The following is a 23,528-nucleotide window of genomic DNA, read 5'->3' as shown; positions in this document are numbered from 1 at the left end:
GTCTGCAGCGACGGAGCCCACGGATGCAGATTGTAGGACTTGAAGAGCACCTAGTGGTGCCGGAACTGCTGGCCGCCTGGTCGCGGCTACCCGGGATGCAACAAGTCCCCGGGGCGGGCTTCGGCGACGATCCGCTCGCGCAGAGGCTCAGGGACGTGGGCGACCGACGCCTGCCGACATGGACACCCAGGGCGCGGACACGCAGGTGTTGTCGCTGACCATCCCTAGGGTGCAGAACCTCGCACCAGCGGATGCCGTCACCGTCACCCGCGAAGCCAACGACGCGCTCGCCGAAATCGTCAACCACAACCCGGCGCGGTTTCAGGCTTTCGCGGCCATCCCGACTCCAGAGCCCGACAGCGCCGGAGAGGAACTGAGGCGAGCCGTGGCCCGGCTCGGCTTTCGAGGGGCGATGCTGTACGGCCGCACAGGAACCACGAACGCCGATGACCGTCGGTTTGACGGCCTTTACGCTACGGCCGACTTCATTCGCCTATTTACCTGCATCCGCAAACGCCCGTCGCGCCGGTCCGCGAGGCCTATTATTCCGGATACGGCGACGAGATCGATGCCATGTTGGCGAACTTCGGTATCGGCGGGTATTACGAGACCGGCGTTCAGCTGTTGCGCATGATCTTTTCAGGCGTCTTCGACCGGCATCCGGGTCTGCAGGTGATTGTCGGACACTGGGGCGAACTGGTGCTGTTCTACCTTGAGCACACGGCCGTCATGCAGGCGATGGGCCTCCGCTTGGACCGCCTTTTGACGGACTATTTCCGGCAGAATGTGTGGGGGACGGGCAGCGGCCTGTACAGTGAGTGCTATCTGCGCTGGAGCGCCGAGGTCGTCGGTACCGACCGCATCATATACTCCACTGACTACCCTTTCAGGGACACAGGCGGCGGCACAGCGAGGGCCTTCCTGAAGAATGCGCCGCTGGGCGAGGCGGATAAGGCCGCCATCGGCTCGGGCAATTAGGAGCGCCTCATCGGCAGCTCGGCGCATCCCAATCAAGCTGACCTACACGGCCGAGTTCGGCGATGTTTTCGCCCGCTTCTCTCGCGATGAAGCCAAGGCCTTTCGGATGATCGACTCCCAGGGCAAGGAGCTGCCTGGGATGGGGGACGAAACCCACGAAGATCCCGGACCTCAGATCGACCGGAAAGACCTGCGCCAGCTTCTGCTCGACTCCCTCGCTCCCAAGACAGGGTCGTCGCTGAAGCGCGATGATCCTAGAGCCTGATCGTCTCAGGCTGAACCAGCCTGAGACGTGAATCAGTCTCTAAATCAATCTGGTAGAGCAAGTTTACCGGCTCAACTTGAGCCGGTCTTGCTCTAGTATCAAAGCTCCCCGCGCTTCGCCATCTGGTTGATGCGATCGACCGTCCGCATCGCAATTGCTGTGATGGTCAGTGACGGATTGACCCCGCCGACGGTCGGAAATATCGATCCGTCGCAGACCCACAAGTTTGGTACGTCCCAGCTTCGACAATCGGCGTTGACGACGCTGGTGCTGCGGTTCTCACCCATGCGCGCGGTGCCACCGAGATGGTTGGTGTCGTTCTCCTGACGAAAGATATCGGCTGCACCGACAGCCTCCAGGCTGGTCTGCATCTGGCCGAGCGCATGCTGGATCAGTGCCTTGTCGTTGTCGCCCCAGCTGTAGGTGACGCGAGCCACATGCAGCCCGTACTGGTCTACCTCGTCGTCAAGAGTGACAGTGTTGCGCTCGTCCGGTAGCATTTCGCCAACCATCTTGAGCCCGACCTGATGGTTGTATTTCTCCATTTCGTCGATGAGCTTCTGGCCCCATAGGCCGCGCGAACCGGTCTGCACCGTGACCCACTCGACCGGGAGCGGGCCCTGCGCCATCCAGCAATAGCCGCCCGAGAAGTCCTTGCGGTCGTCGTAGTTCCAGTGCTCGGTGATCGAGAGGGAAGGCGGTCCCTTGTTCCAGCGCACCTCCTGCTGCATCGTCCCGAATACCGCCTGGTTGGATTGCGTCATCAGGTTCTTGCCGACCAGGCCGGAGCTGTTGGCGAGCCCGTCCCGGCAGCGGTCGGTCGCAGATGCCAGCAGCAGACGCGGCGTCTCGACCGCGTAGCCCGCCACGACCACGTTGCGCGCGCGCTGGAACCGCCACTTGCCCTCGCGTACGTAGTGCACGCCGGTGGCAAGTCCGGCGCCGTCCACCTCAATGCGCCCGACCATGGCCAGGTCGCGTATCTCTGCGCCGGCCTTGACCGCACGGGGCACGAACGCGACCAGCGCGCTCTGCTTGGCATTGGTCGAGCAGCCGAACCGACAGTAGCCGCGATACACGCAAGGCGGGCTTTCGCCGCGTGGCGCTGATACGGTTGCGAGCGGCGTCGGCGTCCAGCGGATCCCCATCGCCTCGGCGCCGCGGGCAAGTAACTCGGCTGCGCCATTGAGCTCGTGCGCGCGATAAGGATAGCGTGGCCGCTTCGGGCCCCACGGATAGACGACCGGGCCGGATATTTTCAGGGCCTGCTCGGCCTTCGTGTAGTAGTCCCACATGTCGCGCCAATCGAGCGGCCAGTCGGCGCCATAGCCCAGCGTCGTGCGCGATTTGAACCAGTCCGGCCTGAACCGCAGCGACACCATGGCGAAATGCACGGTGCTGCCGCCAACCGCCTTGCCGCTATTCTTGCCGCCCATGACCATCGGATTGGCGCCATCGACCACGCGGGTGTCAGTCCAGTACAACTTGTTCTGCTCCTGCTCGTCGGAGGCGAACTCCTCGAGCGGGCGGAACCATGGGCCGGCATCGAAACCCACGACCGAGAAGCCTCCTTCCGCGAGTCCGGCAATCAGCGGCGCGCCACCGGCGCCCGTTCCGATTACCACGAAATCGACGGCTTCGTCCTCGCGGAACTGACGCATCGGCATCCAGCCATCTTCTGAGAAGATGTCCGGGGCGCGGCCATTGGCACCCCGTGGTGCCGCGAACGGATCAGCCGACACGCTTGTTCTCCCGGCGCGCGCGCGCATCCTCGCCGGGTTGCGCCTCTGCTGCCTCCCACGGATCGCGGCGATCGAGCCCCATGCGGACGTAGCCACGCGGACTGGCCGGGCCGCCGTAGCCGATCTCGTTCCAGGCGATCGGGTGGGCGTAATAGGCGTGCGTGATGTCGGCGATGACGCGGTGCTCGAAGAACGGCTTGCATGGCATTCCCTGCCAAGCGCTGCACTCCAGCTTGCCGTCCTGCATCCGCTGCAGCAACGCGTCCTGCTGCTCCGGCGTCAGCAGATGATAGCGGGCACCGTGCGAGTCCACCGCCTCCTGGTCGAGGGCTGCCAGCCCGCGTTGCCACGCCTCGCCCTGGCTTGGCAGCGATGCATACCGGTAGCCGTCCTCGTGCTTCTCGGTGATCTTGGCGTCGACATAGGCGGGCAGCGGGATGGTCGCTCCGGTCGCGGGCTGCGGCATGATCCGGGCGCAGACCGCCTGCAAGGTTTCCCACTCGCGCGGATCGAAGAAACGTGGCTCCCGCGGCACGGCGAGGCGCGCATGCACCACATTTCGCGTAACCGCGTTCCAGGAGGGGGAGGACTGCTTGCTCATCACGTCGTAGTCCGGATAGCGGCCCGGATTGCGTGCGCCGTCATGGTCAGTCATCAGGATGGTCCTCCAGCAGGCCAAGCGCCGCCAGCCCCGCCATGGCAAGCCCGGTAAAGCTAGGGGGCGCCGGCACCGGCGGTCCGTTCAGGATATTCTGGCTCCAGTTGCGCCAGCCGCCCATCTGGCGCGCCACGCCGCGCAGGTGAAACCCGGCGCCGGCATAGCCCATCGCTGCGGTCAGCCGCAGCAGCGCGCGTGTCCACCGGCTGCGCTGCCCGGTGCGGCCGAGTGCCGCCAGCCCCAGGGCCACGGCTGCGAAAGGTGGCAGCGATACCGGCACGTACATGAACGGGTTCTGGTAGTTGCCGCGAAAATGCAGCAATCCGGCTTCGCCCATCGTGCCGAGCAGGCCAACGCTCGTTGCGACGCCGACGACACGGCCCGCCGCCACGCCGGCGATTGTCGGCGGCATGCCTGGCGGGGTGTCCCGCACCCGCTCGGCAAGGAAGCCCGTCGCACCCGACAGCGAGAGCGCCGCCGGCGCACCGAGCGGGGCCGAATAGAACAGGTTCTGCCAGGTCAATCCGCCGGGCTTGCTCAGCACGTTGTAGGAGTGGAAAACGGTGCCGACCAGTCCGGTCGCGGCAGCCAGCAGGTAGACGGCGTCGCGCGCGTGGTGCGCGAGCGGCCGCTTGTCCGCGTTGCCGTGCGCACTCACCGCGAGCGACAGGCTGGCCGTCACCAGCGGCGTGAACATGGCATTGTTGTGGAACTGCCCGCGATAATGCTCCACCGCGCTGTCGGCCAGCACCGATGCCGCCAGCACCCCGGCCGCGCGATTGAGCCGACGTGCGGCGTGGACAGCCGCATCCGGATCAAGCTGGTCCGATGTGCCGATAAGGGCGGCCGACTGCCTTCGCGTCCCTGCCAGACGGGACGTCGCCTGCTGCTTGAACCGGGTCGCAGCCAGGCTCGCCAACCCTATCAGGGCCATGCCGGAACCGACCAGAGCCGCCCTGTCGCCCGCCATCCTAACTCCCCATCCTGACTGCGAAAGATGCGGCGTCCTGGGCCCTGAAGGCGATCCCCAGACCGGGCTGCTCCGGGTCGGGCGTGCTCATGTCATCATGGGGCACCGGCGCCCCCTTTAAGAGCATGATGTCGAACGGGGCTCAGTGCTTGCCTGGCAGGATGCTGGCCAGCAGCTCCTTTGCGCTGTTCTTGAGCACGCTGCCAAGCTCCGGTTCGGTTCCCATCATGGTGACGAAGTTCTTGGCGTCCTTGAAGGTGATATGCGGCGGCAGCGGCGGCACGTTCGGATCGGCGTAGACGTTCATGATGACCGGTCGGTCGGCAGCGAATGCCTCGTCCCAGGCGGCACCGAGCTGCTCCGGATCGCGTACGACGATGCCCTTCAGCCCGAGCAACTCGGCATACTTGTCATAGGCGAAGTCCGGAATAGCCTGGGTCGACTCCGTCTTGCCCGACCCAAGCTGCACGCGCTCCTCCCAGGTCACCTGGTTCAGGTCCTGGTTGTTCAGGACCATCACTACCAGTTTCGGATTTGACCACTCCTTCCAGTATTTGGAGATGGTGATCATCACATTGAGCCCGTTCATCTGCATCGCGCCGTCACCGATGAAGGCCAGCACCACGCGATCGGGGAACGCGAACTTCGCCGCAACGGCATAGGGCGTCGCGGCACCGAGCGAGGCCAAGCTGCCGGACAGCGAGCCCATCATGCCACGACGCATCTTGATGTCACGGCCATACCAGTTCGCCACCGATCCGCTGTCACCGGTCATGATGCAGTTCTCCGGCAAGCGTTTCGACGCCTCCCAGAAAACCCTCTGAGGATTGATCGGGTCGGCCGGCTCCATGGCGCGTTGCTCGAGCGTCTTCCACCAGGTCTCGACGTTGCTCTCGATCTCCTTGCGCCAGCGCCCCGGCTTCTTCTGCTCGAGCAGCGGCAGCAGTGCCTTCAGCGAGGTGGCGGAGTCTCCCACCATGTTGACCTCCATCGGGTAGCGCAGGCTCAGCCTGGTGCCGTCGAGATCGATCTGCACGCCGCGGGCGGAGCCGGGCTTTGGCAGGAACTCGCTGTAGGGAAAGGAGGAGCCGATCATCAGCAGCGTGTCGCACTTCTGCATCAGGTCCCAGGATGGCTTGGTGCCGAGCAACCCGAGCCCACCGGTGCACCAGGGAAGGGCATCGGGCAGCACCGCCTTGCCGAGCAACGCCTTCGAGACGCCCGCCTGCAGTTTTTCGGCAACAGCGATCACCTCGTCGGTCGCGCCGAGGGCGCCGGAACCGACCAGGATGGCGACCTTCTTGCCGGCGTTCAGCACGTCGGCCGCCCGCTGAAGCAGCGACAGTTCGGGAAGCTTCGCCGGGCCGGCATAACCCACGCCCGTATGCGTGGTGCCGTGGGCCAGCGGTGGATCCTGATATGCAAGCTCCTGCAGGTCGTTCGGAATGATGACGCAGGTCACGCTGCGCGTCGTCGCGGCGATCCGCACCGCGCGATCGATGCAGTGCCGGATCTGCTCCGGCACCGTCGCAGTCACGACGTATTCGCTGGCCACGTCCTTGAACAAGGTCTGGAGATCGACCTCCTGCTGATAGTGCGCTCCGATCGCGGTGCGGGCCTGCTGGCCGACGATCGCCACGACCGGCACGTGATCCATTTTTGCGTCGTAGAGGCCGGTCAGCAGGTGGATAGCACCGGGTCCCGAGGTCGCGTAGCAGAGACCGACGTCACCGGTGAACTTGGCATGCGCCGACGCCATGAAGGCAGCCATCTCCTCGTGCCGGACCTGCACGTAGGCCATCTTCTCTTTTGCACGCTCCAGCGCCAGATCGAGGCCACCGACACCGTCGCCTGGATAGCCGAACACCCGCTTCAGGCCCCACTCGCCGAGGCGGCTCCATACGAAATCGCTGACGGTCATGCTCATGGCTGCACTCCGAGCCTTGCCCTGCCTCAACTGGCTGCGCGCCGACCGAGGTCTAGCGGCTCTACGCTGTCTGCCACGCCCGGTTCCGCGGATGGACAGGGGAAGCCGATCGACGTTTGCTATGCTGTATCGGCGACCAGGAGACCGCTGCATGTCTGACCATGGGATCGAGCTGGTTCTGGATGCCGGCGCGACGATCGGGGAGTCGCCGACCTGGTGCGCAGCCGAGGCGGCCCTCTACTGGATCGACGTCAAGAAACCGGCACTCTACCGGTATCATCCGGACAGCGGGGCGCAGCGGGAATGGTCGCTTCCGTCGGACATCGGCGCGTTCGCGCTCGACGATGACCTCTCCGGCGCCGTCGTGGCGCTCCGCAGCGGTATCTTTGGACTGGAGTTCGCATCCGGAAGGCTGACGCTTCTCGCGCCGCCCCCGTTCGACCCGGCGTTTCACCGCTTCAACGAGGGCGCCTGCGATGCGACCGGCCGCTTCTGGGTCGGCGTGATGTTCGACCCGCTGCAGCCGGACGTGTACGTTCCGATCGCGGCCTCGTTGCACAGCTTCACCAGGGAGGGCGGCCTGAGGGCGGAACCCGACGCGGCAGAACTGCATAATGGCATGGCCTGGAGCCCGGACGGTCGGCAATTCCTGCTCTCGCACAGTCGGTCCGGGGCGATCTGGAGCTTCGATTTCGAGCCGGGAAGCGGCCGTTTGAGCCATCGCCGTACCTTCGCCGTCATCCCCAAGGCGGGCGGCCTGCCCGACGGCGCTGCCGTCGATACCGATGGTGGCTACTGGTGCGCGCTGCACGGCGCCGGCCTGCTGCGCCGCTTCAACGAGGATGGCAGCGTTGATCGTGATATCGTGCTCCCGGTCAGCCAGCCGACCATGTGTGTCTTTGCCGGTCCGGAGCTCGACACGCTGTACATCACCAGTGCCGCCGACAAGCTGTCCGATGCGCAGCGGCGCGCCGAGCCGCATGCGGGCGCTCTGCTTCGCCTCCGGCCCGGTCGCACCGGCGTCGTACGGCGCTGCACGCTAAACCCCGCCCGATCCGAGCCGTGATGACTGACGCAGCGCCAGCTTATGCTTCGCTCATGTCGTGGAGGCCGGCACCTCGGGCAGTCGGCGTCTGCTCATCGCGCTGTCCTGGAAGCAGCCGGGATCTGAAGCACCGTGAACGCCTCAGCGGATGTGGCAGGGTTCGGACCGGGGATCGACATGCAGTTGCACCGTCATCAACACGGCTGGCTGATCGCCGACCGTTCCCGAGCGATGCCCCTTCCGGCCCTCCGTCATCGTGCAGCCCTGGTCCTCGCCGAACGAGAACTCGCCGGGCCCCTGCTCGATCCGGGTGCCATCCATGCTCTCGATCCACCACCGGCCGGACAGCACGACGATCCATTGCGGCGCGGGGTTCTCGTGCCAGTCACCGACCCAGCCAACCGGCTGCACCGTGAACACCACGGTCGAGGACACCGTCTCCTGCTTGTTGTTCCACTGCGGATCGGCGGCCCCCACGCCCTTAAGCGAATAATTGGTCAATGAGCACGCTTTCTGGTGGCTGATGCCGGACTCGTCGGTCCAGAGGTGCCAGTACGGCACGTTGGGCTTCGGTCCGCTCTTCTCGTCCGCGATGTCGGTGCCGGTTATGATCTCGATCGGGCTGCGCATCATGTCGTTCCGTTCTCAGCTGGGGCGTGCGACCTCTGCGTAGGGATGCGAGGACGACCAGGGGCAGTGATCGAGCTCAACCAGGAATGGCCATCCAGCCCCACGACGATGAGCAGAAAGCCAGACGCGAGCGAAGGTTCTTCAGGAAATTCCGAAACGGCTCGCGCCGCTGGCTCTCTCCGGACTGCCGGAAGTCGCTCGGTTGCCAGAACCGCTTGAACAGCGCGGCCGTCACCCCGCAAGAGCCTGCCAGGATGAAGGCAGCGCGGCGGTCCGACACGCCGGACAATATCCCGGTCGGCATCACCAGGTCGATCACGATGCCAACGACGATCAGCGCGGCCGCCACGCTGTGCGAGCTGAACACCTGGAGAGCCTGCCGCACCGCACCCTTGAATCCCGACCACCAGCCTGGCGGCACCTTGCCAGTTTGCCGTCTCGAGCCCAATGGCCAGCACGACGGCGGTGACGCCACCGGCTGGGCTGTTCGCCTTGACCCCGGGCTGGAACAGCACTGTCAGCAGTATGGCGATCGCCACCGCCAGCACCCGCGCATAGGACATGACCTGGAGGAAGACGGCTGAGCCGGGCCTGGGGGCCAGCAGCGGCGCCCAGGACGGAGTTCAGGAAGGGGTGGATGTGGATGACATGCTTGATGCTCCCGAAGGGGCTAGGCGCCGAGGCGCTCCTTGATACGATCTGCAACACGCAGCGCATTGGCGATGATCGTCAGCGTTGGGTTCACCGCGCCAATCGAGGGAAAGAAACTCGCATCCGTGACGTAGAGATTGTCGACCTCGTGCGCCCGGCAATCCAGATCGAGCACCGACGATTTCGGATCCGGGCCAAAGCGGCAGGTGCCGGCCTGATGCGCTGTGCCGTTTATGGGGATGTTCTTGCCGAGATAAAGGCTGCGATCGAGCAGGATCGGCCACGCGCCGATCGGCTCCAGCAGACCTTCCAGCTTGTGCTTCAGGCGGTGCGCCGCTTCCTCCCTGCCCTCGGCGATTGAGAGCACGACCTTGTCACCATCGTAGGCGATGCGGTTGTCGGGCCTCGGCAGATCCTCGCTCTGCAACCAGAAGTCCATCGAGTACTCGGCCATCTTGTTGAACGGCATCTCCGGCGCCCAGGACATGAAGGCCGGCAGCGCCTCGCCCCGGATCTGCCCGCCGTGAGAGGTCGCGCACATCTGGATCAAACCCATCGGATACGGCCAGTCCCCGTCACCGAAATAATAGTCGCTGACGGCGAGCGTCTTCTGGAACACGGTGTGGTTGGGCTCCTTCAGGATCGTCATCAGAACGCTCATGTCATGGCGCATGTAGTTGCGGCCGACCTGGTTCGAGCCGTTGGCGAGGCCGGTGGGGTGGGCGTCGCTCGCGGAGCGGAGCAGCAGCAGGGCCGAGCTGAGCGCGCCGCACGCGACCACGACGATGTCGGCGGAATAGACCTCATGCGCGCCGTCACGCCTCAGGTGCACCCCGGTGACCGAGCGGCCGGCAGCATCGGTCTCCAGCCGCTCGACATAGGCATTGGTGAGCAGGGTGAAGTTGGGATGCGCGGCCAGGGTGGGGTCTACGCAGATCACCTGCGCGTCCGCCTTGGCGTTGATCGCGCACGGGAAGCCGTCGAAGGCATCGCAGCGTATGCAGGGCGAGGTCGGTGTCGGCTTGCCGTCCTTCTCGTCGAGCAGGATCCCGAGCGGAAGGTGGAACGGATGCAGCCCCTCCTTCTGCAGCGTGTCGCTCAGCGCCTGGATACGCCGCTCGTGCGAGACCGGGGGATAGGCATAGGGCTTACTGGACCAGGGCTCATTGGGGTCCTCGCCGCGCTGGCCGTGGACATGGAACAGCTCCTCCGCCTGGCAGTAGTACGGCTCGAACACGTCGTAGCCGAGCGGCCAGGCCGGCGAGATGCCGTCCGCGTGCTGCAGCGTACCGAAGTCGCGCTCGCGCAGGCGGAACAGGGCCGAGCCATAGACCTTCGAGTTGCCTCCGACATAGTAGTGCAGCCCTGGACGGAAGCTGTTGCCGCCGCGGCCGTACCACGTCTCCGGTGCCTGGTAGGCGCCATCCACGAATACCGTCTTGGCATCCCAGTTGGCACGCGACCGCGGCAGGTAGTCGCCGCGCTCGATCATCAGGATACGCTTGCCGGTTGGCGCCAGACGGTGCGACAGCGAGCCGCCGCCGGGACCGCTACCGATGACGATGATGTCGTAGTGGTCTTCTGACGCCATGTGATGAATCCACCCGTCCAGTTTCGATGCCTGCCTGTTCGACGCTCAGCCGCCGCCGCGGTGCAGCACCGGGCCACAGAGCCCGAGCGCGGTGTTGACGACAGCCAAATGGGTCAGCGCCTGCGGAAAGTTGCCTGCAAGGTGCCGAGCCGGTACGTTGTATTCCTCGGCCAGCAGCTCGACGTCGTTGCAGACCGTGAGGACTCGCTCGAACTGCGCCCGTGCTTCCTCGGCCCTCCCCTGCATGCTCAGGCAGTCCGCCATCCAGCAGGAGCAGGCCAGGAAAGCCCCCTCGTTTGGACCGCTGGCCTTGGCCCTGGTGCGCCGGATCAGCCCATCCTCGGACAGCTCGCGCTGTATGGTCTTGATCGTCGCCGCGATGCGCCGATCGTCCGCCGGCAGGAAGCCGACCAGCGGGATCAGCAGCAGGCTGGCATCGATCTCCTGGCCGCCATAATGCTGCGTGAAGGTTCCCAACCCCTCGTTCCAGCCCTCGCGGCAGACCTCGTCATGGATGGTCTGGCGCAGCGCCTCGAGACGCTCGAGCTCGGTGCGGTCGACGTCCCCGGATCCAGGACCGTCCTGCTCGAGCATACGAAGCACCCGGTCGACGCCGACCCACGCCATGACCTTCGAGTAGGTATATTGCCGCGGCGTGTCGCGGGATTCCCAGACGCCGGAACCCTCGCTGTTCCACACCGTCTCGAGATGCCGGACGATCGCGAGCGACATGGAACGCCCCTGCGTGGTGGGCTCGATACCCCCGAGACGCGCCAGATGCAGCGAGTTCAGAACCTCCCCGTTGACGTCGATCTGGTGCTGCGTCGACGCTGCATTACCGATCCGCACCGGCGAGGCGTATCGATAGCCGGCCAGGGTGTCGACGTTCCATTCCGACAGGTGCCGCGACCCGTCGACGCGATACATGATGCGCATCCGCTGCGGCGATCCGGCGATGGTCCGCAGCAACCAGTGGCGCCACCTCACGGCCTCCTGCTTGAAGCCCGCATTCAGCAGAGCGCCGAGCGTGAGCGTCCCGTCGTGCAGCCAGCTATAGCGATAGTCCCAGTTCATCGTGCCGCCGGGAGCTTCCGGAAGCGAGGTGGTGGGCGCGGCCACTATCCCCCCACTCGGCTGATGGACCAGCGCCCGCCGCGTGATCAGGGACCGCTTCACCACGCCCGGCCAATCCGTCCTCGCGCTGTCGAAGCGGCCGAGCCCAGTCTTGCGACAAGCCCGTTTCCGTGCGGCTCCGACCAGGGCGGCAGCGATCCATAATCGAAGCGCAAACGCAGGTCGAACCGGAGCGCCACTGTTCCGGTCACGCCTTCGACGATCCAAACCAGCGACGACACCGTGCCGGCATCGCGCATCGGCATGAAGTCGATCAGCCGCGCGGTGCCGTCCGCGGTGTCGAACTCGGTCTCGACCACCAGCGTGTCATCCTGGCATCGACGCCTCGTCCGCATCACGCCGGAGGACGGCGCGATCGACCATGCACCGTTCTCCGCGGTTCCGAGCAGGGCTGCAAAACAGGCGTCGCTGTCGAACTGCGGCCAGCACAGCCAGTCGATGGAGCCGTTCCGGCTGACCAGGGCGGCGGTCTCTCCGTCGCCGATCAGCGCATAATCCTCGATTGGGCTGCTCATGCCGCGCGACCTGTCGGAGGCTGTTCTGTGGGTGGCATCGCTATGTCCGATCTGGTGATGGAAATTGTGGTCGCGGTCACGCGGACGGTGCGGCCTGGCCCCGGACAGCGCCTTTGAACCCAAAGTCCCGTCCAGCCGCCGGTCGATCGGGGTGGCCATCGCGACCGTCAAGACCTCACGAGAGGAAACCCGGCCCGGTGATGAGGGCCTGCGGAACGACATCAATCTGGATTACGAACTTGAACTGCAGGGACGGCGGCAGCAGCGCGCCGATGGACATCGAACGCGCGTCTTCGCCGTGGCAGGCGAGCGACTGCGGCTAGATATCAAGTCGCTTGGCGATCTGGTGGACGATGGCAGCAAAGCCGACGCCGGCCGCCGCCCAGAACGCCGCACGATGACGATCGGTGAACATTTCCCAGCTGCGGCTCTTCGACCGGTTGTCGAACCGGCCATGCGCCGCATAGGCGCCCGGAACCGGGTGGAACAGGTTCGCAGGCGCGTTCGGACCGAGTTTCTCGTCGGTCAACTGACCGGAATATCCGGCCTTGGCCAGATACTTGTCGATCAGGCCGGGCGCGATCCGGTTCGCCAGGATCGCCTGCACCGTCGGATAACCGACCCAGACCTGACGACGACGGTGCGTGGCCGCAAAGAAAATCGCCCGCGCCGGCACCTCGGGCTGATAGATCGGGGCGACCGGCTTTGCCTTGAACCCCATCTTGTTCATCGCCCAGTCGAACTGCGGCGTGTTGACGGCCGGCAGATCGACCATGGTGAGCTGCACGTCGAGCTTGTCGTGGATGATCTCCGAGCGCAGCGCGTCGGTGAAACCGCGGATCGCGAACTTCGCACCGCAATAGATCGACTGCAGCGGCACCGACCGGTAGCCGAGCGCCGAACCGACATTGACGATGGTGCCGCGGTTGCGTTCCCGCATCCGCTTCAGCGCCGACATCGTGCCGTGAACCTGTCCCAGATAGGTCACCCGCGTGCCCCGTTCGAATTCCTCCGGCGTCAGCTTGCTGACCGGCGCGAACACGGTTGCCATTGCGACATTGACCCAGACGTCGATCGGGCCCAACTCGTCCTCGATCCTGGTAGCAGCGACCTCGACCGCACCAGCGTCGGCAACATCGGTCGAGATCGGTAGCGCCCGCACGCCACGTCCACGCGCCTGCACGGCAGCCTGGTCGAGCCTGTCCTGGTCGCGAGAAAGCAGGCCGACATCGTATCCCTGTCGGGCGAACTCGTCGACGGTTGCACGGCCAACGCCGGCTCCAGCCCCAGTAATGACAACGACTTTTCCCAAGATAAGTCCTCCCCGGTAGAAACCGAACCACAGCGGTTCCGCGACTATGGCCTGCAGGCGAAACCGGCCTTTGCATGAAGCACCCAGACCGACCATGCGCCTCGAGCGGCTTTCGCCGCCGCGCTCATGGCCCCATCATCCGGTTATGCTGGTTGAACAGCACTACGAGCGTTCCGCCGACCATCAGGGCCACGATCAGGGAGGAGAGGAGCAACAGTTGCAGGTCGGGCCGGCTGTCGCGCCGCAGGCTGATGTGCAGGAAGCAGCGGAAATGTGTCAGCATCTGCACCAAGCCGAGGGCGAGCACGACGTAGAGGGCGCTATGGCCGGACAGCAGGTGCTGCCACACCAGGCCGGAGGCGGCGCACGTCAGCAACAGCGACAGGCCGTAGCCGATGAAGTACGGAAGCGCCTCCCCCCGTTGCATGCACGGCGCTGTCATGTGTTGCCTCCGGGGGGTATCAGACCCTGGAGATAGGCCACCGAGAAGATCGCGATCCAAATCGCGTCAAGGAAATGCCAGAACAGCGACAGCCGGATCAGGTTGATCTCCACCTTCTCGTCGCATCCGAAGGTCGCCACCTGCACCAGCATCACCGCGATCCAGAGCGCGCCGGTGGTGACATGCAGCCCGTGCACTCCCACCAGAACGAAAAGTCCGGACAGGAAGGCGCTGCGGCCGGCAGTGGCGCCCTGCGACACCATGGTGACGAAGTCGTGGATCTCCATGCCGAGAAAGGCGAGCCCGAGTGCCAGCGTCAGCGCCAGCCACAGCATCAGTCGCAGCGGCCGGTGGTCCCGCTTCAGGTACAGGGAGGCCATCCCGAAAGTGAGGGAGGAACTGAGCAGGATCAACGTTTCGATGAAGGCGGATCCGATCTTGAACTCGTCCGTCGGGCCCGGCCCGCCGGCCCGCGCCCCCAGCATGGTGCCGTAGAGCGCGAACAGCAGCGCGAACACCACCGCGTCGCTCATCAGGAAGACCCAGAAGCCGAACACGTCGATCTCGACCTGGTGCCTGGTCTCGCGCGGGTCGTTCTCCAGATTGAGCCCGGCATGGCGGAGCTGGGGGCCTACGCTGTCCATTCGGCCAGCCCCTCGTTGCGCCGGGACATCTCGCGCTGGCGCGAGACCGGCTTCGCAAATTGCGCCTGGGCCAGCCAGCGCCGATCGAACGCCTCCACCTCCGCAGCTGGAATTGTGCGAGTAACGTCACGCATGAATGAGCGGATGATCACGGTGGCCATGACGACGGCCCCGGACAACGCGAGCAGCCACCAGATGCGCCAGACCAGACCGAAACCGCAGGCTGCGGCGGACAGGCCAATAATGACGCCGCAGGCGCTCGCCTTCGGCAGCTCAATATCCTGGTAATGATCAGCCGGCTTGTATGCCTTACGATTGCGCTTGCGCCAGTAGAAGGCGTCGCGGCTGCTCACCTGCGGGATGGTGGCGAAGTTCCATTCCGGCGGCGGGGCGGCGATTGACCATTCCAGTCCGCGCGCATCCCAGGGGTCGCCCACCGGAACCATGTTGGCGTGCCGATCGCGGATGGACACGAAGAGCTGGACGAACAGCGTGACGAGCGCAGTGAACAACACGAAGGCGCCGAACAGGGCCACGTAGAGCCAGGGCCGGAACGCCGGGTCGGAAACCTGCTGCGTCCGCCGAGCCATTCCCGAGGCTCCCAGTACGTAAAGCGGGAAGAAGGCCAGATAGAAGCCGGTGATCCAGCAGCCAGCGCTGATCCAGCCCCAACGCTCGTTCAGCCGGAAGCCGAACGCCTTGGGGAACCAGTACATGTAGCCGGCCAGCAGGCCGTAGAGGGTGCCTGGAATGAGCATGTTGTGGAAATGCGCCACCAGGAAGAGAGTATTGTGCACGATGTAATCTAGGGGCGGCGTTGCCAGGAGGATGCCGGTGAAGCCACCGAGCACGAAGGTGACCATGAAGGCGAGCGACAGCACCATCGGCGGCGTGAAACGCACCTCCCCGCGGAACATGGTGAAGATCCAGTCGTAGATCTTGACGCCGGTGGGGATCCCGATGGTCATGGTGCCAATGCCGAACGCCGCATTGATGTCGGCGTCCTGTCCCATGGTGAAGAGATGGTGCAGCCAGACGGTGAAGGACAACACGCCGATGGCCATGGTGGCGATGACGAGTGACTTGTAGCCGTAGAGTTCCTTCGACGAGAAGGCCAACACGACCTCTGAATAGACGCCAAAGGAGGGCAGCACCACGATGTAGACTTCAGGATGGCCGAACAGCCAGAACAGATTGACATAGTTCATCATGTTCCCACCGAGGTCATCGGTGAAGAAATGCATTCCGAGGTAGCGGTCGGCGGCGAGCAGCGAGGTCGCCACCGTCAGCGGCGGCCGGCACCGTTCATGGCGTCGACGGCGAGCTTCTCGTTCTGGAAACCCATGCCGTTGAACTGCACGTTCTCGCCGAGGAAGCGGCCGGACTGGTCGGCCCGCAGCGACAACTGCGTCCGCATTCCCGCCATGACGGCGATTTGTCCGGCCAGTCGGGGCATCAGGATCGACTGCATCACGGTGGCGCTGGTAAGGCTGAGATGCACCGGCCGTTCGACCGGGATCACCAGGCGGTTCACGCTGGCGATGCCCTGTTCCGGATAGATGAAGATCCACTTCCAGTCCGCGGCGATCGCCTGGATCTCCAACGCGTGGCCGGGCAGCCGCTTGTACGGATCCAGCCGGTGGGTGTCGCGCCACAGGAACACGGCCAGAATTACGACGATGGCGGTTGGCGGGATCCAGATCAGGCCCTCGAGTGACCAGCTGAAGCCCCATTGCGGCCGGTAGGCGCTCCTGGTGTTTGACAACCGGTAGTGCCAAGCGACCAGAGGCACCAGCAGCAGCACCGGGCCGATCACGAACAGCATGATGAGGCAAACCACCAGCCATTCATGGCGGATTGCGCCAGCGATCGGACCGGCTGGAAACAGGAAGCCGCGATTAAGGGCGCATCCAGCCAGTGACAGAACGGCGCCTGTCAGGACGGCGAACGACACCGCTCTCCGCGCCCGGTCGGGAGCTGTGCGGAACAGGCGTGAGCGGTCCGAGTGGCTGGAGTGGAGCGTCATGGCCTTAGACGACACGAGTTGTCACGGCTTGCCTATGCATATTCTAGCCAAGCGCGACTTCTCGCTTATCGGTGATGGAACGCCGGCCAGTCCTTGGCGTTCCAGCCTCGAAGCATATGCCGGAGCGTGATCTCTAGATGATCGGACACGGCCTGCGCGGAGATGCGCCGGATCGTGGAGGCCTGCTGCGTCGCCTCGGTCCGCGGAAACCGGCGAGGTCCCCTCTCGGCGTTCAGGTGGACGATTCTCGTTTGGCCGAAGTGCTGCCTCCCATTTGGAAGCTGATGGCGCTTTACAACGGCACGCTGCGTGAGGTGGGTCGGGTCTGGACTTCGCACGCGGCCTCCTGTTCTGGTCGGATCTGCCCATCCGCCGCCTGCTGTCGCTGCATGGAGACGGCCGCGTTGAGGCGGCGCTCGACGGAACCCTCTTCGTGAACGGCAACGCAATCGACACCGATGGCGTCTCGTGCCTTGCTAGTACGGCCTTCACTGCATCAGCCGTTCGGAAACCCCGGAGCACAGCCGCGTCCGATCGTCATCTAATATGAAGGCCGGCGTCTGAACTTGCCCGACGACCTGACGGTGGCGCCGGACGGGGCAATCTGGTCGACCGACCCGAGTTTCGGCATTCTGATGCCGAACCAGGGGCAGCCTTGTCGAGCCGGAGGTGCAACATCGCCGCGTCTACCGCTTCGACCCATGCACGGACGACTTGCGCCGGATGGCGGACTTTCAGCAGCTGAAGGGTGTCGGCTTCTCCGGACTGACGCGTGCTCTACGTCTCGGATACGGCACTTTGGTTGGGCCAGATACCGAATGCCGGCACCGGCGTCACGCATGAGATCATTGCCTTTGATGTGGCCGAGGCAGGCGCCCTCTCCAACCGGCGCTTCTTCTGCCACACCGACCATGGACACCCGGACGGTTTTGCGATTGATCGCCGTAGCTGGGTCTGGACCTCCGCTGCCGACGGAGTTCACGTCTGGTCGGCAGAGCGAGAACGGCTCGGCTTCATTCCGACCGCGCAGACGGTATCCGACCTGTGCTTCGGCGGCTCAGGCAGAAGACGCTTGTTCATGGCGGCGACAACCAGTTGTTGGCGATCGACCTGCTCGGCTGATCTTCGCGCACACGTCCGGAGACGCAGGGCTTGCACGCATTTTGCCTGTCATTTCTGCGCACGTCCGTGAGAAATGACGCTGAGACGCCGCGTTTGCGGAACCGCCTGTACAGGAGATGACGTGCGCGCTCTTGCCGGGACTGCCCACGATCTGGTGCATTGACAGACAGCCGCCGGCAATTCCCGCCGACCCGGCCTGGAGATGACGGCAGCGTTCTGTTTCGGAGTATCCTAGACTCCTTCACTGGTGCCGTCATCCGGGAGCTGGGCGCTCACCACCGACGGTGCCTCGCATGTTAGCGTGGATAGATACGGATCGATGCCGCAACTGCGCTCGCGATCGACTCGTGCGTGATGATACCCAGGACCTGGTCGGGACCACCCGGGGGTGGCGGTCCGACCACGACAGCGGCCTCGGCTCTTCGCCGCTCCATTGTGGTGATCACGTCGAAAGCGACCATCTTTGGGCGCACAATCACGAACGGCGTGACTGCAATAGCCTGAAGTGTCAACGCGTCCGCGGCCGTGGTGCCGAGCACGAGCGCCAAGGTCGCGTCCACATGAAGGACGCCGGACACAAGAACGCCTTGGTCTATGCCTCGGGTGAGGATCGCATGGCGAAGGTCCGGACCAGCCTCCGCACGATAGGCCTTGAACGGCGTGGCCTCGTCGAGCACGAGAACGTCGCGGTCCATGAGCTCGGTCGCACTCCTGACCAGGAACATGTTGGCGTGCAACGCCTTCGGGATCGGATGGCCACGCCCGACCAGCTTCGCGGTGTACATGTTCTCGCGCGACAGCAGGCGGCGAGTGCCGAGCGCCACGGCCACCGCGATGATCATGGGCAGCACGATGTCGTAGTCCCGCGTCATCTCGAAGATCATCGCGATTGCGGTCATCGCTGCCCCGGTGCCCCCGCCGACCATGGCGCCCATTCCGACCATGGCAAAGGCGGAAAGGCTGATGTCGGCACTCGGGTCGGCGGCCCGGACGAGAGCGGCGAAACCAGCGCCGAGTGCGGTTCCCATGAAGAGCGAGGGCGAGAAGATCCCTCCCGACGAACCGGAACCGAGACTGACGGAGGTCGCTACGAGCTTGGCTGCGAACAGGAACAGCAGGAAGATTGCGCCATCGAGCTGGCGTCCGAGCACCGCCTGGATCGTTGAGTAGCCGACGCCTTCGACGTAGTAGTGGCCGGCGAAAAGATGAAGTCCATAGAACAGGGCGCCGACGATTGCCATGCCGAGCGCGTGGCGTGCGTAGCGTCCGTCGATCCTGTCAAACAGGTCCTCTAGCCAATGCAGCGTCCGGACAAACAGAGCCGCGGCAGCACCGGTGATCGCGCCGAGCACGGCGTAGAGCATGAGCGCCTTCAGGGTCGCGGCATGCGCGCCGGTCAACATGAGGTCCGGCGGCACGATGAAGGCGGGTGCGGTGCCGAAGAACAGCCGCCCGACATAGGTCGCGGTGCCGGTCGCAAGCGCCACGGGCAGGAACGTGTCGACGCTGACCTCGGGGAGCATGAGCTCGGTCGCGAAGAGCACGCCGCCGATCGGCGTGTTGAAGGTCGACGCGATGCCGGCGCCGGCGCCGGCCGCGACGAGCACGATCCGCTGCCCGGTCAGCATCGGCACGATCTGACCGAGCGTTGAGCCAAGCGCGGAGCCGATCTGGATGATCGGCCCTTCACGGCCGACGGCGGCACCCGACCCGATCGCGAGCGCGGAAGCGAAGGACTTGACCACCGCGACCGCCGGCCGGATCAAGCCCCGCTTGTAGTAGATCGCGTCCATCACCTCTGGGACGCCATGACCTTTCGCCTCGGGTGCAAAGTTCGAGACCAGCCATGTGACGCCGAGGCCGCCCACGACCGGCACCAGGATCACGAGCGGACCCCACGGATCCCGCGGCGTGAACGCGCTCGCATCGTAGTCGACCGAAAAGGTCTGTAGAAAGAACAGATTGTGGACGAGACCGATGAGGTCCCGGAATACTACCGCTCCGATCCCGGTCACAACCCCGATCAACACAGCGCAACAGCAGAGCAGCGGCAGAGCGATGCGCCGCTCCTCGAGCTCCTCCGCTGGATCGGGAGCGGGCGGTGGTCGGTGTGACGGCTGCGCAACCGCGGCATTCGCCACAGAGGGGTCGACGTGACCCTCGGTCGTCTTCCCGTCCATTTGTTCTCCATCGCCTTCCGGATCGAGCACCTTCATGCGGTAGCAGAGCAGTTAGGTCGAGACACCCGCGGTCGGATTAAGTCGGCCATCTGACAAGGGTAGCGAGTTCGCCACAACGGCGGCTGCTCGACCGGCAGGGAGGTTGCTTGGCTAGACCCGGCGGCACTCCCACACCTGGGGCTTGCACTCCAGCGAACGACCGGCCGGCAGATAGGTGCTGCTCGCAGGGTCACTGTGGTTCCGACTGCATCCGAATGCGGCGGCGCTCCACCGCGACAAGGTGGCCGGCTTGGAAGCCTCGCTGTCGGCACCGGAGATCAAGCTGGAGGCGGCCGAGGCGCTACGCGGCCTGATCGACAGCGTAACGCTGACCCCGGATCCGGGCGCTGCGGACGGTCTGCGCATCGAGCTGCGGGGTGCGCTTGCGACGATCCTGGCCCTGGCATCGGCGGCGCGCGGCCCAACGAAAAACTCCCCGCGCCTTGTGGCACGGGGAGTCAACGATTGGTGGTTGCGGGGACAGGATTTGAACCTGTGACCTTCAGGTTATGAGCCTGACGAGCTACCGGGCTGCTCCACCCCGCGGTGGTGAGGCTGCTGTGAGTATGCGGCCTCGATGTGTGTGTAATAGGTTGGTTCGGAAGACCTGGCGGCGACCGACTTTCCCGCATCTTGAGATGCAGTATCATGGGCGCTGGGGGTTTTCACGGCCGAGTTCGGGATGGGATCGGGTGGATCATTCCCCGCCATGGCCACCAGGTCGTCCGAGCCAACCTTTGGGGGAGGTTCGGGCGAGTGAGTGGGTTGGTGCGCGGTGTTGTGTGATGTGGATGACTGCTGTGCGTGTGGTGGTGTATTTGTGTTTTGAGCCTATTGGGCGATTAGGACCAGTTAGCTGAGTGCATTGCTGCACGTATACATCTGGCCTATCGACGTGATGGTCTATCACGGCCCTCTGGGAGACCTGGTTTTGAGGTAAGTTTCTCGCTTAGATGCTTTCAGCGATTATCTTGTCCGCACGTAGCTACCCGGCGGTGCCGCTGGCGCGACAACCGGTGCACCAGAGGTGCGTTCATCCCGGTCCTCTCGTACTAGGGACAAATCCTCTCAAGTCTCCAACACCCACGGCAGATAGGGACCGAACTGTCTCACGACGTTCTAAACCCAGCTCACGTACCACTTTAATCGGCGAACAGCCGAACCCTTGGGACCTGCTCCAGCCCCAGGATGTGATGAGCCGACATCGAGGTGCCAAACCTCCCCGTCGATGTGGACTCTTGGGGGAGATCAGCCTGTTATCCCTAGAGTACCTTTTATCCGTTGAGCGATGGCCCTTCCACGCGGGACCACCGGATCACTATGGCCGACTTTCGTCTCTGCTCGAGCTGTCGCTCTCGCAGTCAGGCGGGCTTATGCCATTGCACTCAGCAGCCGATGTCCGACCGGCCTGAGCCCACCATCGCGCGCCTCCGTTACACTTTGGGAGGCGACCGCCCCAGTCAAACTGCCCACCATGCAGGGTCCCGGTCCGGGCTGACCGGACGCGGTTAGACATCAGAAAAATTCAGGGTGGTATTTCAAGGATGGCTCCACCTGAGCTAGCGCCCCGGCTTCATAGCCTCCCACCTATCCTACACAGCATTTTCCTGATGCCACTGCAAAGCTGCAGTAAAGGTTCATAGGGTCTTTCCGTCTGACCGCGGGTACCCCGCATCTTCACGGGGAATTCAATTTCGCTGAGCCGATGCTGGAGACAGCGGGGAAGTCGTTACGCCATTCGTGCAGGTCGGAACTTACCCGACAAGGAATTTCGCTACCTTAGGACCGTTATAGTTACGGCCGCCGTTTACCGGGGCTTCAATTCAGTGCTTGCACACCTCCTCTTAACCTTCCGGCACCGGGCAGGCGTCAGACCCTATACGTCGTCTTTCGACTTCGCAGAGCCCTGTGTTTTTACTAAACAGTCGCTACCCCCTGGTCTGTGCCACCACCGCATGGTTGCCCACACGGTGGTCTCGCTTATCCCGAAGTTACGCGAGCAATTTGCCTAGTTCCTTCAGCATCGTTCTCTCAAGCGCCTTGGTATGCTCTACCAGTCCACCTGTGTCGGTTTAGGGTACGGTCTGTATGCCAGAGCTATTTCCCGGAATGCTCAAAAAGCCGGATCAATCCGATAAGACCCGACAACATCTCGCATTCGTCACTTCTGGCAGGCTGAGGAATATTCACCTCATTCCCATCGACTACGGCTTTCGCCCTCGCCTTAGGAGCCGGCTCACCCTGCGCGGATTAACCTTGCGCAGGAACCCTTGGACTTTCGGCGACAGTGTTTCTCGCACTGTTTGTCGCTACTCATGTCAGCATTCGCACTTCCGATATCTCCAGGGAGGATCACCCCATCCCCTTCACAGACCTACGGAACGCTCCGCTACCGCGTATGCTTGCGCATACACCCACAGCTTCGGCACGTGGCTTGAGCCCCGTTACATCTTCGGCGCAGGGTTTCTAATAGACCAGTGAGCTATTACGCTTTCTTTAAAGGATGGCTGCTTCTAAGCCAACCTCCTGGTTGTTTTGGAATCCCCACATCCTTTCCCACTTAGCCACGATTTGGGGGCCTTAGCTGGTGGTCTGGGCTGTTTCCCTCTCGACGATGGACCTTAGCACCCACCGTCTGTCTGCCAGGCTATATTTCCGGGTATTCGGAGTTTGGTTAGGTTTGGTAAGGCTTTGGGCCCCCCTAGCCCATCCAGTGCTCTACCCCCCGGGATAAACACCTGACGATCTACCTCAATAGATTTCGCGGAGAACCAGCTATCTCCGAGTTTGATTGGCCTTTCACCCCTAGCCACAGCTCATCCCCGACTTTTTCAACAGGCGTGGGTTCGGCCCTCCAGTGCGTGTTACCGCACCTTCAGCCTGGCCATGGCTAGATCACTCGGTTTCGGGTCTTCTGCCAGCAACTCATAGCCCATTTCAGACTCGCTTTCGCTGCGCCTACACCTACCGGCTTAAGCTCGCTGCAAACAGAAACTCGCTGACCCATTATACAAAAGGTACGCCGTCACCCCATAGGAGGCTCCGACTGCTTGTAGGCATCCGGTTTCAGGTCTATTTCACTCCCCTCGTCGGGGTGCTTTTCACCTTTCCCTCACGGTACTTGTTCACTATCGGTCACCAGGGAGTATTTAGGCTTGGAGGGTGGTCCCCCCATGTTCAGACAGGATTTCACGTGTCCCGCCCTACTCAAGGATCGACATGCTCCTACGCATACGGGGCTATCACCCGCTCCGGCCGGCCTTTCCAGACCCTTCTGCTTGCTTCATGTCAACCACTGGCCTGTTCCGCGTTCGCTCGCCACTACTAGCGGAATCTCAATTGATGTCTTTTCCTCCAGGTACTGAGATGTTTCAGTTCCCCGGGTTCGCCTCATCATCCTATGAATTCAGATGATGATCCCCATCGCTGGGGGGGTTGCCCCATTCGGATATCCACGGATCAAAGCCTGCTCGCGGCTCCCCATGGCTTTTCGCAGCGTGCCACGTCCTTCATCGCCTCCTGGTGCCAAGGCATCCACCGAATGCCCTTATCGCGCTCAAAACCACCACAACACGCACAGGAACCATCCACACCCGCTTTGACACGAGCACAGACAAAGCCCCAAACGCGCCATGATCCAAAGATCACGACAAGTCG

At 63.8% G+C, this 23,528-nt stretch carries 21 protein-coding genes, 1 tRNA gene and 2 rRNA genes; 6 read left to right on the top strand and 18 right to left on the bottom strand.

The window, feature by feature from the left end; genetic code table 11:
* Positions 1-178 precede the first annotated feature (178 nt).
* The 3 genes from ACQY4O_RS00140 (at position 179) to ACQY4O_RS00130 (ending at position 1,243) form a co-directional block, all read left to right on the top strand.
* The gene (locus ACQY4O_RS00140) at positions 179-634 is read left to right on the top strand and encodes an amidohydrolase family protein (protein ID WP_428374236.1); all 456 of its coding nucleotides are present in this window, start codon (positions 179-181) and stop codon (positions 632-634) included.
* Positions 574-978, top strand: coding sequence for an amidohydrolase family protein (locus ACQY4O_RS00135; protein ID WP_428374235.1), 405 nt, complete (start codon positions 574-576; stop codon positions 976-978). Before ACQY4O_RS00140 ends, ACQY4O_RS00135 begins: the two co-directional genes overlap by 61 nt.
* A 106-nt stretch (positions 979-1,084) precedes the next feature.
* Positions 1,085-1,243 carry a hypothetical protein gene (locus ACQY4O_RS00130; RefSeq protein ID WP_428374234.1) on the top strand — a complete coding sequence of 53 codons (159 nt, stop codon included), beginning with the start codon at positions 1,085-1,087 and terminating at the stop codon, positions 1,241-1,243.
* Positions 1,244-1,341: 98 nt separating this feature from the next.
* On the opposite strand, the gene ACQY4O_RS00125 is transcribed toward ACQY4O_RS00130, so the two are convergent.
* From ACQY4O_RS00125 to ACQY4O_RS00110, 4 genes are all read right to left on the bottom strand, one after another.
* Positions 1,342-2,985: a GMC family oxidoreductase gene (locus tag ACQY4O_RS00125; RefSeq protein ID WP_428374233.1), complete on the bottom strand. Its 1,644-nt coding sequence runs from the start codon at positions 2,983-2,985 to the stop codon at positions 1,342-1,344.
* A complete protein-coding gene (locus ACQY4O_RS00120; RefSeq protein ID WP_428374232.1) occupies positions 2,975-3,640 on the bottom strand; it encodes a gluconate 2-dehydrogenase subunit 3 family protein in 666 nt (221 codons plus the stop codon). The genes ACQY4O_RS00125 and ACQY4O_RS00120 overlap by 11 nt, the downstream gene beginning before the upstream one ends.
* The gene (locus tag ACQY4O_RS00115; RefSeq protein WP_428374231.1) at positions 3,633-4,613 is read right to left on the bottom strand and encodes a hypothetical protein; all 981 of its coding nucleotides are present in this window, start codon (positions 4,611-4,613) and stop codon (positions 3,633-3,635) included. The genes ACQY4O_RS00120 and ACQY4O_RS00115 overlap by 8 nt, the downstream gene beginning before the upstream one ends.
* A 142-nt stretch (positions 4,614-4,755) precedes the next feature.
* Complete coding sequence (locus ACQY4O_RS00110; protein WP_428378055.1) at positions 4,756-6,534, bottom strand: thiamine pyrophosphate-requiring protein; 1,779 nt, start codon at positions 6,532-6,534, stop codon at positions 4,756-4,758.
* 157 nt (positions 6,535-6,691) lie between these two features.
* On the opposite strand from ACQY4O_RS00110, the gene ACQY4O_RS00105 reads away from it, so the two are divergent.
* Positions 6,692-7,606 (top strand): SMP-30/gluconolactonase/LRE family protein, encoded by a 915-nt coding sequence (locus ACQY4O_RS00105; protein WP_428374230.1) that lies wholly within the window; start codon positions 6,692-6,694, stop codon positions 7,604-7,606.
* A gap of 120 nt (positions 7,607-7,726) precedes the next feature.
* Here ACQY4O_RS00105 and ACQY4O_RS00100 read toward each other — a convergent pair whose 3' ends face one another.
* From ACQY4O_RS00100 to ACQY4O_RS00055, 10 genes are all read right to left on the bottom strand, one after another.
* On the bottom strand, positions 7,727-8,218 hold the full coding sequence (locus ACQY4O_RS00100; RefSeq protein ID WP_428374229.1) for a cupin domain-containing protein: 492 nt from the start codon (positions 8,216-8,218) through the stop codon (positions 7,727-7,729).
* A gap of 73 nt (positions 8,219-8,291) precedes the next feature.
* Positions 8,292-8,564, bottom strand: a complete 273-nt coding sequence (locus ACQY4O_RS00095) for a hypothetical protein (RefSeq protein WP_428374228.1) — start codon at positions 8,562-8,564, stop codon at positions 8,292-8,294.
* Between the two features lie 321 nt (positions 8,565-8,885).
* Positions 8,886-10,457: a GMC oxidoreductase gene (locus ACQY4O_RS00090; RefSeq protein ID WP_428374227.1), complete on the bottom strand. Its 1,572-nt coding sequence runs from the start codon at positions 10,455-10,457 to the stop codon at positions 8,886-8,888.
* 45 nt (positions 10,458-10,502) lie between these two features.
* Positions 10,503-11,576, bottom strand: a complete 1,074-nt coding sequence (locus ACQY4O_RS00085) for a glycoside hydrolase family 15 protein (protein WP_428374226.1) — start codon at positions 11,574-11,576, stop codon at positions 10,503-10,505.
* 53 nt (positions 11,577-11,629) lie between these two features.
* Positions 11,630-12,265, bottom strand: coding sequence for a trehalase-like domain-containing protein (locus ACQY4O_RS00080; RefSeq protein WP_428374225.1), 636 nt, complete (start codon positions 12,263-12,265; stop codon positions 11,630-11,632).
* A gap of 160 nt (positions 12,266-12,425) precedes the next feature.
* Positions 12,426-13,514, bottom strand: coding sequence for an SDR family oxidoreductase (locus ACQY4O_RS00075; protein ID WP_428374224.1), 1,089 nt, complete (start codon positions 13,512-13,514; stop codon positions 12,426-12,428).
* 28 nt (positions 13,515-13,542) lie between these two features.
* Positions 13,543-13,860 carry a cytochrome o ubiquinol oxidase subunit IV gene (locus tag ACQY4O_RS00070; protein ID WP_428374223.1) on the bottom strand — a complete coding sequence of 106 codons (318 nt, stop codon included), beginning with the start codon at positions 13,858-13,860 and terminating at the stop codon, positions 13,543-13,545.
* Positions 13,857-14,504, bottom strand: coding sequence for a cytochrome c oxidase subunit 3 (locus ACQY4O_RS00065; protein WP_428374222.1), 648 nt, complete (start codon positions 14,502-14,504; stop codon positions 13,857-13,859). The genes ACQY4O_RS00070 and ACQY4O_RS00065 overlap by 4 nt, the downstream gene beginning before the upstream one ends.
* A complete protein-coding gene (locus ACQY4O_RS00060) occupies positions 14,492-15,787 on the bottom strand; it encodes a cbb3-type cytochrome c oxidase subunit I (protein WP_428374221.1) in 1,296 nt (431 codons plus the stop codon). The genes ACQY4O_RS00065 and ACQY4O_RS00060 overlap by 13 nt, the downstream gene beginning before the upstream one ends.
* A gap of 2 nt (positions 15,788-15,789) precedes the next feature.
* Positions 15,790-16,329 carry a hypothetical protein gene (locus tag ACQY4O_RS00055; RefSeq protein WP_428374220.1) on the bottom strand — a complete coding sequence of 180 codons (540 nt, stop codon included), beginning with the start codon at positions 16,327-16,329 and terminating at the stop codon, positions 15,790-15,792.
* A gap of 973 nt (positions 16,330-17,302) precedes the next feature.
* Here ACQY4O_RS00055 and ACQY4O_RS00050 point away from each other — a divergent pair.
* On the top strand, positions 17,303-17,722 hold the full coding sequence (locus ACQY4O_RS00050) for an SMP-30/gluconolactonase/LRE family protein (RefSeq protein ID WP_428374219.1): 420 nt from the start codon (positions 17,303-17,305) through the stop codon (positions 17,720-17,722).
* Between the two features lie 226 nt (positions 17,723-17,948).
* Here ACQY4O_RS00050 and ACQY4O_RS00045 read toward each other — a convergent pair whose 3' ends face one another.
* Positions 17,949-19,868, bottom strand: a complete 1,920-nt coding sequence (locus ACQY4O_RS00045; RefSeq protein WP_428374218.1) for a chloride channel protein — start codon at positions 19,866-19,868, stop codon at positions 17,949-17,951.
* Between the two features lie 178 nt (positions 19,869-20,046).
* On the opposite strand from ACQY4O_RS00045, the gene ACQY4O_RS00040 reads away from it, so the two are divergent.
* Complete coding sequence (locus tag ACQY4O_RS00040; protein ID WP_428374217.1) at positions 20,047-20,370, top strand: hypothetical protein; 324 nt, start codon at positions 20,047-20,049, stop codon at positions 20,368-20,370.
* Here the strand turns inward: ACQY4O_RS00040 and ACQY4O_RS00035 are convergent.
* The 3 genes from ACQY4O_RS00035 to ACQY4O_RS00025 form a co-directional block, all read right to left on the bottom strand.
* A tRNA-Met gene (locus ACQY4O_RS00035) sits at positions 20,341-20,417 on the bottom strand. The genes ACQY4O_RS00040 and ACQY4O_RS00035 overlap by 30 nt on opposite strands.
* A 59-nt stretch (positions 20,418-20,476) precedes the next feature.
* Positions 20,477-20,592: ribosomal RNA gene (gene rrf / locus ACQY4O_RS00030) — 5S ribosomal RNA — on the bottom strand.
* A 100-nt stretch (positions 20,593-20,692) separates the two neighbouring features.
* Positions 20,693-23,433 (bottom strand): 23S ribosomal RNA (locus ACQY4O_RS00025).
* Positions 23,434-23,528 lie beyond the last annotated feature (95 nt).

This window comes from Lichenicoccus sp., assembly GCF_965277665.1.
Lineage (GTDB): Bacteria > Pseudomonadota > Alphaproteobacteria > Acetobacterales > Acetobacteraceae > Lichenicoccus.
Note: the sequence above shows the minus strand (reverse complement) of the source record. Positions and strands in the feature narration are given on the sequence as shown.

Coding starts and splice junctions, on each gene's coding strand:
- ACQY4O_RS00140 (WP_428374236.1), top strand. CDS start 179: ATGGACACCCAGGGCGCGGACACGCAGGTGTTGTCGCTGACCATCCCT.
- ACQY4O_RS00135 (WP_428374235.1), top strand. CDS start 574: ATGTTGGCGAACTTCGGTATCGGCGGGTATTACGAGACCGGCGTTCAG.
- ACQY4O_RS00130 (WP_428374234.1), top strand. CDS start 1,085: ATGATCGACTCCCAGGGCAAGGAGCTGCCTGGGATGGGGGACGAAACC.
- ACQY4O_RS00120 (WP_428374232.1), bottom strand. CDS start 3,640: ATGACTGACCATGACGGCGCACGCAATCCGGGCCGCTATCCGGACTAC.
- ACQY4O_RS00115 (WP_428374231.1), bottom strand. CDS start 4,613: ATGGCGGGCGACAGGGCGGCTCTGGTCGGTTCCGGCATGGCCCTGATA.
- ACQY4O_RS00110 (WP_428378055.1), bottom strand. CDS start 6,534: ATGACCGTCAGCGATTTCGTATGGAGCCGCCTCGGCGAGTGGGGCCTG.
- ACQY4O_RS00105 (WP_428374230.1), top strand. CDS start 6,692: ATGTCTGACCATGGGATCGAGCTGGTTCTGGATGCCGGCGCGACGATC.
- ACQY4O_RS00100 (WP_428374229.1), bottom strand. CDS start 8,218: ATGATGCGCAGCCCGATCGAGATCATAACCGGCACCGACATCGCGGAC.
- ACQY4O_RS00090 (WP_428374227.1), bottom strand. CDS start 10,457: ATGGCGTCAGAAGACCACTACGACATCATCGTCATCGGTAGCGGTCCC.
- ACQY4O_RS00080 (WP_428374225.1), bottom strand. CDS start 12,265: ATGGCCACCCCGATCGACCGGCGGCTGGACGGGACTTTGGGTTCAAAG.
- ACQY4O_RS00075 (WP_428374224.1), bottom strand. CDS start 13,514: ATGGTCGGTCTGGGTGCTTCATGCAAAGGCCGGTTTCGCCTGCAGGCC.
- ACQY4O_RS00070 (WP_428374223.1), bottom strand. CDS start 13,860: ATGACAGCGCCGTGCATGCAACGGGGGGAGGCGCTTCCGTACTTCATC.
- ACQY4O_RS00065 (WP_428374222.1), bottom strand. CDS start 14,504: ATGGACAGCGTAGGCCCCCAGCTCCGCCATGCCGGGCTCAATCTGGAG.
- ACQY4O_RS00055 (WP_428374220.1), bottom strand. CDS start 16,329: ATGCTGTTCGTGATCGGCCCGGTGCTGCTGCTGGTGCCTCTGGTCGCT.
- ACQY4O_RS00045 (WP_428374218.1), bottom strand. CDS start 19,868: ATGAAGGTGCTCGATCCGGAAGGCGATGGAGAACAAATGGACGGGAAG.